We start from the raw sequence: 14,437 nt of genomic DNA, 5'->3' as shown, positions 1-14,437 counted from the left end.
ACCGGCCCGCTCATGCTCTATAATACCACCGGGCCGACCACCCGATACGGTAGCTGGGGACAGCACGATTTTACCGGCCAATCCTCTCCAAAGCGCCGCGCCATCATCGACGCGGCCACAAAACGCTGAACATCGGGCGCAAGCCGTGCCATCTTCGGCGGCTCCGGCAGACCGGGCGGGATTGGCCCGGCCGCTGGACCTATTAAGGGCGTTTCAAGGCAAGAGCAGCGACGCGTCCCCGTAGGAGTAGTATCGGTAACCATGCTCAATGGCATGAGCGTAAGCCGCTTGCATCCGCTCCCGTCCCATCAGCGCTGAGACCAACATGAACAGATTTAGAGTAGACTCGGTAATTTCCTATAAAATACATGCGTTAGGTGCTTAAAACGATCGGCGTCGAAAATCTTCACCCACCAAAATCCAAAATTTGGCCGGGATGATCGGCGACGGCGTTTCCTATGCAAAGCGCTTTAGCTCAGTCCAAATCCCGCAACTGGCCTACCATCCGCCACTCGTCTGAATGGTGACCGCCATCCCGATTTGCGTTTAAAATGCATGGATGCGAGAGGGCGGGCGTCCCGGTAGCCACCCTCAGACCCTCGGCGGTTACCTGGGCACCGCTTTACCTTATCGAGCAATCCGGGTGCCGGTTTGAACGCAGCGAAATGTCCGATTGTCGTGGAAAGTGCCGTCAAAGCACCTGATGGCTCATCCCCTCACGCCGCCCGGAATTGTCAGAGATAGACGACAAGCAGACCTGCGGAAAAGATTTCGGTGATCCATAACAATGTCGGGTCTTCAACTCGCAACTCCGAACGTACCGTGCGCGGAAGGCACCAATCGAAAATCCCACCGTGAAAACTATCTTTCCGACCGGCCGAGAGTTAGGTGCGGAGCTTAATTGACGTCGAAAATCAACATGCTATCGCTACAAAAAGCGGAGGGGTCTGTATGCGGTGGGGTCGAATCGAACTTTGGGCGACTGGCGTCGCGTGCCTTGGATTGGCGGCATGTGGCGGGGGCGGCGGTGTTGGCAGCCCATCAAGCATCGCCCCAATTCCGACGCCAACACCCACACCGACCCCGACCCCGACACCCGCCAATTCGACGATCACCAACCTGCAGGCCAATCAGGTCTTTGCGGTAGATGGTGCAAGTGCGACCACGGCCATTGATCTGACCGCGAAGACGATCACCAGCGCAAGGACGACGCCATCCTCGATCCAGGTCAGCTACGATGCATCTGCGCGCAGCTACACCGTGACGACTACCGGACGATCGCAGACATTCCAGCCGACGGACGCTCAGGCCAGCACGACCGTGGGAGAGACGCGCTACATTAAGAATAATGGCACGAGTAACGACTATCTCACGCTGGTGACGACGCCGTATAGCGGCACTACGACGAACCGGTATGCGGGCCTCGGATACTGGCAACGTAATACCTCGTCCGCAGGCATTCAAAACACTACTCTCGACTCTTTCGTCTATGGTTTGGAAACCGCTAGCGGCGCAGTGCCCCGTACCGGTAGTGCAGGATACGTCACCGACAATTTCGGCTTCGTCACTATTCCGGGTAAGGCTCCGCTCGCCTTCACCGGAGCCGGAACCTTTAATATCGATCTGGCGCTCGGTACGTTCGTCAGTTCGGCTTATGTATACGAATATGAATTGACCAGTGCTCGCGCGCAGAGCGGCGGAGGCATTCAGTTGACGGCCGGCGGACATTTGGGAAGCGACAATCACTTCACCGGAAATGTGACCTACAGCGACACCTACGCTACGATGTCGGGCACTATCGCCGGTCGTTTCTACGGTCCTGGCGCGGAGGAGCTCGGGGCGTCGTTCAGCGCCGACAATGGCACCGGAGCCGCCGTGACGGGATCATTCACCGGTCAATCCAGCGGCACCGTTCCTGCGGTCAACGTGTCGATCACCAACTATGTCGCGGACCAACTCTTCTACACCAGCCAAGCGATGCTTTCGATCGCTCCTGCCCGGACGGGCGGCAAGGCGATCAACTACAGCACGTTGATCGGACAAGTTACGCGCCGAAAAGATGGGAGCGTTTCATTCGTTCCGGGCAATTCAAGTTATTCCAATTCGACATTTCTGGCGAGCGATCAGGTCGCCGACGGTCGTGCCAATTACGTCACGTACAGCAAAACCGTGAACGGCACGACGACCACGCTGTCCCTGTTCAAGCCGGGATCGACCAATTCGGAACTGGCATTGACCTATGCCGGGTTCGGCAGCTGGGCCGGTGGTGCGGCATCGGGCTATGATTCGTTCGATGGACGTGTCTATTTCGCTTATGGCATCACCACGCCCCGAGATCTGCTTTCGCGGCGGACCGGAACCGCAAGCTATAGCGGTGTGGCGCATGGGGCCGGGGCGACACCGGACGGCGCATTGTACGATGTTTCCGGGACGTCCCGTTTCGGCGTGGATTTCAGCGCACAGAATTACAATGGATCGCTGCAGTTGACCGCGACGAAGGCTACGGGCGGCACTCGTGACCTAGGAAGTTGGACCTTCGCCGACAGGCTGGCTTATGGGCAGTTGATCACAACCAATCTGTCAGGGCCAGCAGGTTCGGCCGGTGCGTTGGGTTCGATCACACCGCAATTTTACGGACCAGACGGCGAAGAGATCGCGGCGACATTCGCGCTGCAGACCGGCTTGCAAGGGGCGGCGGATACATTGTCCATTGTCGGCGCCACGGTCGCGAAACGGCAGTAGCCACACGGCATGCTATTGCCAATTTCAGTGTCATCGCTTGCTGCGGTGATTTTGCCGATCGCCCTGCAAAGTGCGAGCGTGTGTGACGACACGGCGGTGCAGACGCAAAAATTGCAGGCGGTGGAGGTCTTCGCGCTGGCTGACCGCGCGTTGCGTGAAGATCGCTCGGCCGAAGCCGAAGCGCTCTACCTAGCCCTTACCCGTGATCCGGACCTCGAAATCCGGACCGAGGCGCGCTTTCGTCTGGGCATGATACTCGCCGGTCAAAAGCGTTATCGGGACGCCGCTCTGGTCTTTCGCAAATTGCTCGACGAAAAGCCCGGGGCCGCGCGCGTTCGGCTCGAACTTGCTCGGGCGTTGACACTGATGGGTGATCCCGATGGTGCCCGACGACAGTTGCGACAGGCACAGTCGGCCGGGCTGCCGCAAGACGTCGCGACCGTCGTCGATCAGTTCGCCAATGCGTTGCGCTCGACCAAACATTTCGGGGGTTCAATCGAACTCGCCCTCGCGCCGGACAGCAATATCAACCGGGCGACGAGCGCGAAGACGCTCGACACGGTCATCGCTCCGTTGACGCTGGATCGCGATGCACGAGAGCGATCGGGTCTCGGCGTGAAACTCGGTGGGCAGGGTTATGTTCGGCAGGCGTTGGGCTCAACTATCTCCATGCTCGGCCGCGTCTCGGCCAGCGCCAATTTGTATCAGCAAGGGCGCTTCAACGACGTCTCGGTGTCGTTGGCCGCCGGGCCGGATGTGACGCTCAACACAGGCAAGGATCGCATCCAGCCCGCCGCGATCGCGTCGAACCGGTATTATGGCGGCGCCCTCTATGCGCAGACGCTGGGCGGCACGGTAAACTGGACTCATGCAGTTGGCAGGCGTGGCCAGATACAGGTCGATTTATCGGGCGCGCAGTCGCGTTATGCCCTGAATGATTTACAGAGCGGCGCTCTCTACAATGGCGCGCTCACGGTCGAACGCGCGTTCACGCCGCGCTTCGGAGCGAGCCTGACCCTGTCGGCCGATCGCCAGTCTGCGAACAATCCCGGCTATGCTACGCGGTCGGGAGGAGGCTCGGCCCTGTTGTGGCGCGATTTGGGGCGGGCAACCATTTACGGGACGCTGAGCTATCGCCATCTCGGCTCGGACGAGCGCCTATTTCTCTATCTGCGTTCGAGGACAGACGATTTTGCACGGATCGGAATCGGAGCATCTTTCCGCAAGCTTTCCCTCGCGGGCCTCGCCCCGGTAATGCGCTTGGCCTACGAACATAATCGCTCGACCGTCGGCATCTACGATTATCGGCGCGCTTCAGTTGAATTTGGCGTCACGCGCGCCTTTTGAAAAGAGGATCGATCGGGTGAACGAAAGGCGGCTAACCGGCAAGCACGTCAACACGCTGGAACGGCGACAATTGGGGCGTTTCTGGCCTGTCCGCTTTCGGAAAGGCGGCCGAGCGCACGGAATGTCGCATTGTGGTGGAAAGCTGAACGGCTGCTTAGGGGCGGTCATCAAGGAAAGCGGACACGTTATCGGCAATCTCCAAGGACGCTTGATCGGAAGTGATATGCGTCACGGCTCCATATCGGCAAAGTGCGGAGAACGCCTCGATCAGTTCATCAACGGCCACCTCGCTTGCCTTGTCCAAACCTGTCACCTCGATGCGCAATGGCAATGTTACTTCGTTTATATCTCCGACGATCATGGAGTCGATCAGAGCAGGTATGCTTTCTCCATGCCAGTCCGGAGCCCCCAGCTTCCGTAGGAGAGCGTTGTAAAAATCAGGTGGCGTCTTCCAATGTCGGGCATCGAGTTTGACGACGTTCATAGCTCTCGCTTCCTAGCTTTGGGAACCACCATGCTGGATCAATGCCGGCTTAGGAGCAACTCGCTCCAATGCCTAAACGTCTGGCTTTGGGCGTATTGGAGAAATAGCCTCCGCAACTTGCAACCTTCGCGGCAGCGGCGGCGAGCTCACAGCGCGCTTCCATAACAAGCCTATCAACCAACGACCAGTTAAGTTGGCTGAGAAGTGCTCTCAGTGCAGCTGAAGAGGCAATCGGATTGATCAGCTGCGGCGCTGTACAGCCGTGGCGGGAGAGACTGGCCGCCCGGATCATCTTTCGTCGCTAGTTTCTCGCGGAGACAAGTAAGCGCGAGCACTTCGTAGGCGATCCCAAAGATGCGAGCGACCGGGATGAGGAGCACGGCGTGCCCCAGTGCCACCTGACCGCTACGAAGCACTCCGAGTGCCCGCCGGCCCGTCATTTCTAAATCGAGGCGGCCGCAGGGAGTACCCACGTGGGCTCCCAAACCACAACGACCCTACCTCGATCGCCGCTGGATCCCTTGTGGATATGGCATAAAGAAGTTGGTGCGCTTACAGGTCTCGGAACTGTGACTCCCGCCTTGCGAAGGCGAGGTTAGCGCCAAAGCCACTTTAAGCGGTAAGTCGTGGTCGGCCATTTGAGTTCCCTTCCACCAAGGCACCCACGCGACGCCCACCGGAAACGGCTTTCAAAAGGCTCCCACCTAAACCTACCGAAGGCGCCTTACGGAAGGAGCAGCGACGCGTCCCCGTAAGAGTAAAATCGGTAATGATTTTCAATGGCGTAAGCGTAAGCCGCTTTCATCCTATCCACGCCCATCAGCGCCGAGACCAGCATGAACAGGGTCGATCGCGGCAGGTGGAAATTAGTCATGAGTCCGTCCACGCCCTTGAAGCGGTAGCCGGGCGTGATGAAGATGGCGGTGTCGCCTTCGAAGGGATGAGCCAGTTGATCGTCGCCGGTGGCGCTTTCAATCAGGCGCAGGCTGGTGGTGCCGACGGCGATGACGCGGCCGCCGGCGGCGCGGGTGGCGTTGAGGCGATCGGCGGTGGCGGCGTCGATGCGGCCCCATTCGGCGTGCATCTTGTGCGCGTCGGTATCCTCGACCTTGACCGGCAGGAAGGTGCCCGCGCCAACGTGTAACGTGAGCGTAGCATGGCCGATCCCGGCGGCGTCGAGTGCTGCCATCAACCCCGGCGTGAAGTGCAACGCGGCGGTGGGCGCGGCGACGGCACCCTTTTCCGCCGCGAACATCGTCTGGTAATCCTCGGCGTCCTGCGCGTCGGTCGGGCGCTTGGCGGCGATATAGGGCGGCAGGGGCATGCGGCCGGCACGTTCGAGCAAAAGCTCGACCGGCTCGTCGCCCGCGAAGGTCAGCATGAAGCTGCCATCCTCCGCTTTGTCCGATGCGGTGGCGGAGACTTCATTGCCGAAATCGATCGCGTCACCGTCGCGCAAGCGACGCCCGTTGCGGACGAACGCGCGCCAGCGGCGTGGTCCCTCGCGCTTGTGCAGCGTCGCGCCGATTTTCGCGTCGCCCTTGCGCCCTTCGAGCTGCGCCGGAATCACGCGGGTGTCGTTGAACACGAGCAGATCGCCGCGTCGCAACTGGCCGGGCAGATCGCCGACCGACAGATCGCGTGTGATGCCGTCAGGCCCGGCTCCGTCGAGCACCAGCATGCGCGCGGAATCGCGTGGCGCGGCCGGGCGCAGCGCGATCCGCTCCGGCGGCAGATCGAAATCGAACAGATCGACGTTCATTGCTCAATCCCGCCCCGCGGGGCGGGTCGCCTCACTTCTTCTTCGCGGGCACCGGCTTCGGCGCGAGCTTGGGCTTGATCGGCGTCTTCGAGACCGTCGCCGCACCGGCGCCGGGCAGCTTCGCAGGTCCGCCGAGCGTGGGCAAAGGCGCTGCCGGTGCCGCGACATAGGCCGGGGGCGAATCCGCCGCCACATAAGCGTGCAGGATGCGCGACGGGTTCGCCGGCGGCTCGCCGCGTTCGATCGCATCGACATATTGCATGCCGTCGATCACGCGGCCGAACACGGTGTATTTCTTGTCGAGGCTGAGGCGCGGCTGGAAGACGATGAAGAACTGGCTGTTGGCGCTGTCCTCCTTGTCGGAGCGCGCCGCGGACACCGCGCCGCGCACGTGCGGCAGGTAATTGAACTCGGCCTTCACGTCGGGCAGCGTCGATCCGCCGGTGCCGTCGCCCTTGGGATCGCCGCCCTGCGCCATGAAGCCGTCGATCACGCGGTGGAACAGCAGGCCGTCATAGAAATGCTGGCGGGTGAGGGACTTGATGCGCTCGACCATGTGCGGCGCGACATCGGGCCGCAGCCAGATGATCACGCGCCCGCCGGTCGACAGATCGAGATAGAGCAGGTTTTCGGGATCGGTCGCGGAGGCCGGCGCAAGGCGGGGCGCGAACACGGTCGGGGCCTCGACATGCTCCAGCGGCTTGGCCTTTTCGGGGGCCTTTTGCGCCAGCGCCGGGCCGGCCAGCACGGCAGCGATCAGCGCGCCCGCAAACGCAAACATTCTGGTCATCGAACGCATCATATCCCCGCGAAAATACCGGCAGTGGCGACGCGTCTAGAGCAAATCCGCCGCCCCGCCAACGTGAAGTCGCGGGGACGAAGCGTTAAAGTTATGATCCGCGCCTGGCCCGTCCGCGACGGTCGGTGGTTGGCGATTTAGAGGGCCGGTCATCACGGGAATCGTCGCCCCGGAACAAGTCGGTACTTATTCCATTCAGACCCGTCTTCGTCATTCCCGCGCAGGCGGGAATCCATACTGGCTTACCTCTCGCTTCGTAAACGGCGTCAGAGCTTATGGATCCCCGCCTGCGCGGGGATGACGGTGTTATACGTGCGAAAGGAAGGGGAGAATTGTGACGGTTCCTAGCCGCCCTTGCGGCCGATCTCATTTACTCGCGCGATCACCTCGTCGGACACCAGCGGCGGCACGAACTTGCGAATGTCGCCGCCGTAGAGCGCGATTTCCTTGACCAGCTTGCTGGCGATCGGCTGCAGCGCGACATCGGCCATCAGGAAGACGGTCTCGACGCGCGGATTGATCTGCTGGTTCATACCGGCCATCTGATATTCGTATTCGAAATCGGCAACCGCGCGCAGGCCGCGGACGATCACGCGCGCGCCCTGTGCCTCGGCGAAATCCATCAGCAGCGAATCGAAGCTGACCACCGCAATATCGCCATCCACGCCCGCCACTTCGCGCCGCACTGTCGCCATGCGTTCCTCGATCCCGAACATCGGCGATTTGGAGGCATTGGTGGTGACGCCGACGACCAGCCGATCGACCAGCTTCGCACCGCGCCGGATGATGTCCATATGGCCGAGCGTGATCGGATCGAACGTGCCGGGATAGACGCCGATGCGGGTGGTCATGTCATCTTCTCCCCAAGTCCGTCACCCCGGCGCAGGCCGGGGGCGCTGGGGGGCACGGTCCGTACCCGCCTCATAGCGGCCCCGGCCTGCGCCGGGGTGACGATAGTTATCAATGATCCCGCGCCGTCACGTATCGCGCGATGTCGCGCAGCAGATCGGCTTCGGGGCCATAGCCGGCGAGATGCGCGATCGCCTGATCGACCAGCATGCGGGCCTGTTCACGCGCGCGATCGAGGCCGAGCAGCGACAGGAACGTCTCCTTGCCGGCATTCTCGTCCTTGCGCAGCGCCTTGCCGGCCAGTTCCTCATTGCCCTCGACGTCGAGGATGTCGTCGGCGATCTGGAACGCCAGGCCGAGATCGCGGGCATAGCCGCGCAGGTGGCGGCGGCCCTCGATCGGCAGGCGACCGAGGATCGCTCCGGCCTCGACCGCGGCGGCGATCAGCGCGCCGGTCTTCATCGCCTGCAATTTGGTGACGGTCGGCAGGTCGAAGCTCGATTTCTCGGCCTGCAGATCCATCATCTGCCCGCCGGCCATGCCGTTCGGGCCGGACGCGCGCGACAGATCGGCGAGCAGTTCGACGCGGACGTACGGGTCGGCATGGGTCAGCGGATCGGCCAGCACCTCGAACGCCAGCGCGTGCAGGCAATCGCCGGCCAGAATCGCGGTCGCCTCGTCGAATGCCTTGTGCGTGCTGGGCTTGCCGTGGCGCATGTCGTCATCGTCCATCGCCGGCAGATCGTCGTGGATCAGCGAGTAAACGTGGATGCATTCCAGCGCGAGGCCGGCACGCCCGGCGCAATCGCGATCGACCGCGAAGAGCTGCGCGGTGGCGCTGACCAGCATCGGACGCAGGCGCTTGCCGCCGCCGATCGCGGCGTGGCGCATCGCACGGTACAGATCGGCACGGGGATCGTCCGGCACGGCGAGCAGCGTATCGAAGCGGCGATCGATATCCGCCGCGACCTCGGCGAGGGCGGCCTTCAGCGCGGGGGAGGGGGCAGCCATCGCGCTCAGCCCGCCACGAACGGCTGCGTGCCGGCGGCGCGGCCCTCGGCATCGGTGCGGATCGCCTCGATCCGGGCCTGCGCCGCGTCGAGTCGCTCCTTGCAGCGCAACCGCAGGCGGTCGCCGCGTTCGTACAGGGCAATCGCGCCGTCCAGCGGTTCGTCACCGGATTCGAGGCGGCTGACGATTTGTTCGAGTTCCCGCAGCGCGGCCTCGAACGACAGGTCTTCGACGGGAGGTTCCATGCCTTGCGCTATGGCCTGTGCGGGCGAGGGGGGTCAAGGATAGGTCGCAGCCGTTTTGCGTTAAGTCGCCGACCGAGCGGCCCGAAGATGGTTACGCGTCGTTAACGACGTTCGGGCTAACATGCCGGCATGGAGCCGAACCGCGACGATCAGGCATTGTTGGCCGCCGCACATGCGGAGCAGGCGCGCATGCAGGCGGCGCTGGCGGAGTTGCAACCCGGCGGCACGGTGCGGATCAGCCGCGAACAATTCGTCCGGCTGGCGGGGCTGATCGACAAACTCGCCGAACGCGGTCGCCGCGACGACGCCGAAGCCTTTGATGCGCCGGTCGATGGCATCCGCTTCTGGGTGCCGCTGCCCGAATTCGAACGCACCCGCGCCGAACTCGATGATTTGCGCGCGCAGCATGACGGCATCAGCCTCGATCCGCTGTTGGTGCGCGGGCTTTATTGAACGCCCGGGGTTGGTGATGATCGCGGATCATCGTTTCGACTTGCTTCCGTTATCGTCGCCCCGGCCTTGAGCCGGGGTCCCGCTTCTTCTCGAACGCTGGCAAGAAGCGGGACCCCGGATCAAGTCCGGGGTGACGGGAGAGTAGATCACCCACGACGGGCGCTTTGCATCCGCGCGCCATCGCATTAAACAGGGGGTGCGGGGATGTCTGGGGCGGGCATCGAGGAGCCGGACCATTACGAAATCGAGCGAAATCGGCCATGTCATGCTCGGCCAGCGCGGCGAGATGCTCGGGCTCGATGCGGGATTCTGCACGATCATGCGCGCGGACGCGGAGTCGATGATCGGTCGCGGCGTGCTGGACGTGACCGTGCCGGACGATCGCCCGGCCTGCCTCGCGGGCATGAGCCGGTTGCGGCGGACCGGTCAGCCCTTCACCGTACGCAAGCGCATGCAGCGCGGCGACGGGTCGGTCGTGTGGGTCGAACAGAGCACCACGCAGGTCGAATTTTCCGATGCGACGCCGGCGATCGTCGCGACGTTCCGGCCGATCGCGCATCCGGCGGACGATGTCGATCCCGGCGCATTGCTCGCCCAGGCGCGCTTCCTGTGCGAAACCCGCGCCGAGCGGGAGGACGCGTTCGGCCCGATATTGTTCGCCAACCCGGCCTGGGATCTGCTGCTGAGGGCCTATATCGCCGAGGCGGAGGGCCGCACTTTGGATATCGCGGCGATGGCCCGCGCGGCGCGGATCGCGCCGGCCGCCGCATTGCGTTGGGGGCGGGGGCTGGCGTCCGAGGGGATGTTCGACCTCGAATCCGGCGACGAGGCCGCGCCGGTCTATCGCCTCACCGCCGATGCGCACGGCCGGCTCGAACGGTATCTGTCGCACCGCCTGGCCAAGCTGGCCGGCGTGTGTGCGATCAGCCCGCAGGTGCCATCTCGGCTATCACTTCCGCGATAAGATCCTTGCGGCTCAGCTTGCCGATCATCGTCTTGGGCATGTTCAGGCGGATGACAACTTCGTCCACACGTTCGTGCCGGCCGATTTGCGGGTTGAGCCAGTCGCGCAAGTCCTCGCCCGTCGCATTCATGCCTTCGTTCAGCGTGACATAGGCGCGGGGCTGTTCGCCGCGATAGGCATCGGGCAGGCCGATCACCATCGCCTCCTTCACCGCCGGATGATGGTGAAGAATCGCCTCGATCTGACTCGGAAAGACCTTGAAACCGCTAACCGCGATCATGTCCTTCAGGCGATCGACGATGCGCACGAAGCCGTCGGCGTCGATCGTGCCGACATCGCCGGTGCGCAGCCAGCCATCTACGAACACTTCGTTGTCGGCATCGGGGCGGCCCCAATAACCCTGCATGATCTGCGGCCCCCGGATCACCAGCTCGCCCGGCTCGCCGTCCGGCGCAGGTTGCGTCGGATCGCCCTTGTCGACCAGCCGGATCTCGGTCGCGGGCAGGGGCTGGCCGATTGTGCCGGCCTTGCCTTCCGCCTCGTAGGGGTTGGCCGAGACCACACCGGAGCTTTCCGACAGGCCGTACCCCTCGACCACCGTCGCGCCCGTGACGGCCTCGAACTTCGCCTTCAATTCCGCCGACAGCGGTGCGCCGCCCGAGATGCAGACGCGCAGCGATCCGAAATTGGTGCTCGCCGCCTTGGGATGATCGAGGAGCGCCTGATACATGGTCGGCACGCCGGGCAAGGCGGTGGCCCTGGTCCGCTGCAACGCGGCCAGCACCTGGCCCGCATCGAAGCGCGGCAGCATCACGATGCACCCGCCGTTCAGCACGGTGCGATTGAGCACGCAGGTGTTGGCGAAGACGTGGAACAGCGGCAGCACGCCGAGGATGCGATCCTCCTCGCCGGCATGTGGATCGATGCCCATCACCTGCCGCGCATTGGCGGACAGATTCTGGTGGCTGAGCATCGCGCCCTTGGGCACGCCGGTGGTGCCGCCGGTATATTGGATCAGCGCGATCGTCGCTTCCGGGTCGATCGCGGGCGCGGCGTGCCGGCCGTTATTGGCGATCAGTTTCGAAAAGGCGATGATGCGCGGATCGTCGGGCCGCTCGGCGGTCTCCTTGCGCTTGAACAGGCGGTAGAGCAGCGACTTGGTCGGCGGCAGCGCGCCGGCGACCGATCCGACGATCAGGCGTTCCAGCCCGCTTCTTTCCAGCACCTTCAGCGCGGTCGGCAGCACCGCCTTGGCCGAGACGGTGAACAGCAATTTCGTGCCCGAATCCGCGACCTGATGCGCCAGTTCGTCGACCGTGTAGAGCGGCGAGAAGTTCACCACCGTCGCGCCGAGTTTCAGGATGCCGTAATAGGCCGCGAGGTAATGCGGCACATTGGGCAGGAACAGGCCGATCCGGTCGCCTGGCCCATAGCCCGGCGCCGCCAGCCCCGCCGCGACGCGGTTCGCGCCGTCCAGCGTCTCGGCATAGCTGTAATGCCGTCCGAGGAAATCGATCAGCGGCGCGGTGCCGGCGCGGGCGGCGGCGGTGTCGAACATCTCGACCATCGACAGCGGGGGAAATTCCGTCTGCCACGGGGTGGGGTGGCGATAGGCTTCTGTCCACGCGGAGACGCAGTCGGAAGCGAGAGCAGAGATCGGGTCGGTCATTTACATTCGTGTAAGCAAGCGATCGAACGCCTGCAAGCCGGTGTTTTCGGCTCAAACCAGCCGTTTCGTCCAGGTGACCAGCACCGAAATCGCCACCACGCCCAGATCGATCGCCGCCTGCACCCGGGCCGGCGAACGGTCGTTCGAATCGTGCGTCAGAATGCGGATGTCGGCGCTGGGATGGCGCACCGCCAGCACGACGAACAGGGCGGCGGCGAAGATCAGGCCGGTGATACGACGTTGGCGCACGCCGGCTCCTCGGGTTGGCGTTAAGCCTGTACCGTAACGAATTCGCCGAAGCGCGGCAAGCTTGGGGTCAGGCGGCGATCGCGGATGGAAAAGTCGGGGTATCCTTGCCGCGCACCCGGTCCCGCCCCGCTGCCTTGGCCTCGAACAAGGCGAAATCGGCGGCGCAGTACATCGCCTTCCAGTCCGTCTCGCGCTGCAGGGTGCCGCGATGCAGCCCGACACTCGCCGTCACGGTCAGGTCGTACGGCATGCGCGCGGCGCGCAGGGCGGCGAGGATGTGGTCCGCATCGACCGGCTCGCCCGGCCCCGAAACGATGGCGAATTCCTCGCCGCCGATCCGCGCCACCAGCGCCTGCGGGTGGCTGGCGATGCGCAGGATGCGGGCGACCAGACGCAGCACCTCGTCCCCGCCATCATGGCCGATCGTTTCGTTGACGCCCTTGAAATTGTCGATGTCGAGAATCAGCAATTGCTGTTCGCCTTCGCGCCCGATCGCCTCGCGCAGGAAGGCGCGGCGGTTCATCAGCCCGGTCAGCGGATCGGCATCGGCGAGCAGCCGCGCGGCGATCTCCTGTTCGCGCGCCACGTCGCGCTCGCGGGTGATCAGCAGGATGCGGTAGGCGATGGCGAGACTGGAGAGCAACGCCTCGAAGATCATCGACAGGATCGTCGAATTATCGAGCCAGAAATGATAGCCGATCAGGTTCAGCCCGAACGCGACGCGCATCGCCGCGAGCGCGATCGGCACGCTCCACGCCACGATGAAGAGCCACAGATACTGGCTCTTGCGCAGCCATGCCGAAACGAGGATCGGCACGACCGTGGCGAGCAGCAGCACGAAGCCCAGCATGAAGGCCATGTCGAACGCCCATCTCTGCCACGGCGCGAACAGCGCCACGCCCATCGCCGGCAGCGCGACGGCCAGCGATGCGGCGCGCACCATCCGTCCGAGCCTGGGGGAGATGACGTGCGGTTCGAAGAAGTGGCGCAGGAAATTGATCGCCGCGACGCCCGTCGCCGAGAGAAAGACGTAATTCATGCCGAGCCGCGCATTGTTGTCGATGCCGGGCAGCGCCCAGGCGAGCGCGCCCGAGGACGAGAAGGCGTAGAGCAGCATCCCGACCATCATCAGGCAATAGAAGGGGAAGAACGCCTGCCGCAGCGCGCGCGCCAAGCCGAGATTATAGAGCAACAGCGCGATGCACACGCCGGCGAATCCGGCATAGACGGCGCTCATGATCGTGTTCGACCGCGCCGACTGGCTGCTCGTCGCAATCGTCGGCGCGATGACGATGCCGCGCAAATTCGCCGATCCCTCGACATGCCATAACAGACGCACCGGGCGGGTGTCGCTACGCGGCAACCACCGTTCGACGATCGCGCCGAGTTGCAGATGTCGCGTCGCACCCTTCCCGTCGGTCTCAAGTGAGGCGATCCGGCCGCCGGGATAGAGCGCATGGAGCGTCATTCGCTGCTGCCAGACGCTCGCCTGGCGCACCATCAGGCGATTGTGCGACAAACCCGCAGGCAGGGGATGGCTGATCACCCAATAATCGCCCGGCCCGAATTTCGGCTGCGGTGTGGAGCAATCGAATCCGGCCGGCGTCTTCAGCACGTGCGCCGCCGTCAGGCCCGGCGCGTCGCGCAGCACACAAAGGTGCAGCGGAATCCCCACCGTACCCGCCAGTCCTTGCGCAGACGCGGGTGGCGCGGTGGTGCTCGCGAAGAGACCGCAGATCAGAATCCATAAGCAGATGCGCACCATGCGCTTTGTCTAGATCGCGGTGAACGAAGATTGGGTAAACGCGCACGCAACCATCGCACAGGGTGCGCGTGCCACACAAAAAAGCCGGGGTGGATCGC

13 protein-coding genes and 1 pseudogene are annotated in these 14,437 nt (G+C 63.6%); 4 read left to right on the top strand and 10 right to left on the bottom strand.

Annotated elements, in window-relative coordinates; all coding sequences use genetic code 11:
- Nucleotides 1–213: 213 nt before the first annotated feature.
- Nucleotides 214–333 (bottom strand): annotated as a pseudogene (locus tag U1738_RS06470) (S-adenosylmethionine:tRNA ribosyltransferase-isomerase); the annotation flags it as partial.
- Between the two features lie 669 nt (nt 334–1,002).
- Between U1738_RS06470 and U1738_RS06465 the strand changes: the two are divergent.
- The gene (locus tag U1738_RS06465; protein ID WP_332788180.1) at nt 1,003–2,742 is read left to right on the top strand and encodes a transferrin-binding protein-like solute binding protein; all 1,740 of its coding nucleotides are present in this window, start codon (nt 1,003–1,005) and stop codon (nt 2,740–2,742) included.
- Nucleotides 2,743–2,787: 45 nt separating this feature from the next.
- Nucleotides 2,788–4,089, top strand: coding sequence for a surface lipoprotein assembly modifier (locus U1738_RS06460; RefSeq protein ID WP_443026972.1), 1,302 nt, complete (start codon nt 2,788–2,790; stop codon nt 4,087–4,089).
- Nucleotides 4,090–4,243: 154 nt separating this feature from the next.
- Here U1738_RS06460 and U1738_RS06455 read toward each other — a convergent pair whose 3' ends face one another.
- The 6 genes from U1738_RS06455 to U1738_RS06430 form a co-directional block, all read right to left on the bottom strand.
- Nucleotides 4,244–4,573, bottom strand: coding sequence for a barstar family protein (locus tag U1738_RS06455; RefSeq protein ID WP_332788178.1), 330 nt, complete (start codon nt 4,571–4,573; stop codon nt 4,244–4,246).
- 724 nt (nt 4,574–5,297) lie between these two features.
- Nucleotides 5,298–6,335 carry a tRNA preQ1(34) S-adenosylmethionine ribosyltransferase-isomerase QueA gene (gene queA, locus U1738_RS06450; protein ID WP_332788177.1) on the bottom strand — a complete coding sequence of 346 codons (1,038 nt, stop codon included), beginning with the start codon at nt 6,333–6,335 and terminating at the stop codon, nt 5,298–5,300.
- 31 nt (nt 6,336–6,366) lie between these two features.
- Nucleotides 6,367–7,116 (bottom strand): peptidylprolyl isomerase, encoded by a 750-nt coding sequence (locus U1738_RS06445; protein ID WP_443026986.1) that lies wholly within the window; start codon nt 7,114–7,116, stop codon nt 6,367–6,369.
- Nucleotides 7,117–7,478: 362 nt separating this feature from the next.
- Nucleotides 7,479–7,985 carry a pantetheine-phosphate adenylyltransferase gene (gene coaD / locus U1738_RS06440; RefSeq protein ID WP_332788176.1) on the bottom strand — a complete coding sequence of 169 codons (507 nt, stop codon included), beginning with the start codon at nt 7,983–7,985 and terminating at the stop codon, nt 7,479–7,481.
- 109 nt (nt 7,986–8,094) lie between these two features.
- Nucleotides 8,095–8,994, bottom strand: a complete 900-nt coding sequence (locus tag U1738_RS06435) for a polyprenyl synthetase family protein (RefSeq protein ID WP_332788175.1) — start codon at nt 8,992–8,994, stop codon at nt 8,095–8,097.
- A gap of 5 nt (nt 8,995–8,999) precedes the next feature.
- The gene (locus tag U1738_RS06430; RefSeq protein ID WP_332788174.1) at nt 9,000–9,239 is read right to left on the bottom strand and encodes an exodeoxyribonuclease VII small subunit; all 240 of its coding nucleotides are present in this window, start codon (nt 9,237–9,239) and stop codon (nt 9,000–9,002) included.
- Between the two features lie 129 nt (nt 9,240–9,368).
- On the opposite strand from U1738_RS06430, the gene U1738_RS06425 reads away from it, so the two are divergent.
- Together U1738_RS06425 and U1738_RS06420 are read left to right on the top strand one after the other, a co-directional pair.
- The gene (locus U1738_RS06425) at nt 9,369–9,692 is read left to right on the top strand and encodes a hypothetical protein (protein ID WP_332788173.1); all 324 of its coding nucleotides are present in this window, start codon (nt 9,369–9,371) and stop codon (nt 9,690–9,692) included.
- A gap of 196 nt (nt 9,693–9,888) precedes the next feature.
- A complete protein-coding gene (locus tag U1738_RS06420; RefSeq protein WP_332788172.1) occupies nt 9,889–10,656 on the top strand; it encodes a PAS domain S-box protein in 768 nt (255 codons plus the stop codon).
- Here U1738_RS06420 and U1738_RS06415 read toward each other — a convergent pair.
- The 3 genes from U1738_RS06415 to U1738_RS06405 all read right to left on the bottom strand — a co-directional run bounded on the left by U1738_RS06415 (nt 10,616) and on the right by U1738_RS06405 (nt 14,249).
- On the bottom strand, nt 10,616–12,223 hold the full coding sequence (locus U1738_RS06415; protein ID WP_443026985.1) for a long-chain-fatty-acid--CoA ligase: 1,608 nt from the start codon (nt 12,221–12,223) through the stop codon (nt 10,616–10,618). The two genes, U1738_RS06420 and U1738_RS06415, sit on opposite strands and share 41 nt — an antisense overlap.
- Before the next feature lie 153 nt (nt 12,224–12,376).
- Nucleotides 12,377–12,574, bottom strand: coding sequence for a hypothetical protein (locus U1738_RS06410; RefSeq protein WP_332788170.1), 198 nt, complete (start codon nt 12,572–12,574; stop codon nt 12,377–12,379).
- A 67-nt stretch (nt 12,575–12,641) separates the two neighbouring features.
- Nucleotides 12,642–14,249: a sensor domain-containing diguanylate cyclase gene (locus U1738_RS06405; protein ID WP_332788169.1), complete on the bottom strand. Its 1,608-nt coding sequence runs from the start codon at nt 14,247–14,249 to the stop codon at nt 12,642–12,644.
- Between the last annotated feature and the right edge of the window lie 188 nt (nt 14,250–14,437).

It is taken from the genome of Parasphingomonas caseinilytica (assembly GCF_036663755.1).
Lineage (GTDB): Bacteria > Pseudomonadota > Alphaproteobacteria > Sphingomonadales > Sphingomonadaceae > Sphingomonas.
Note: the sequence above shows the minus strand (reverse complement) of the source record. Positions and strands in the feature narration are given on the sequence as shown.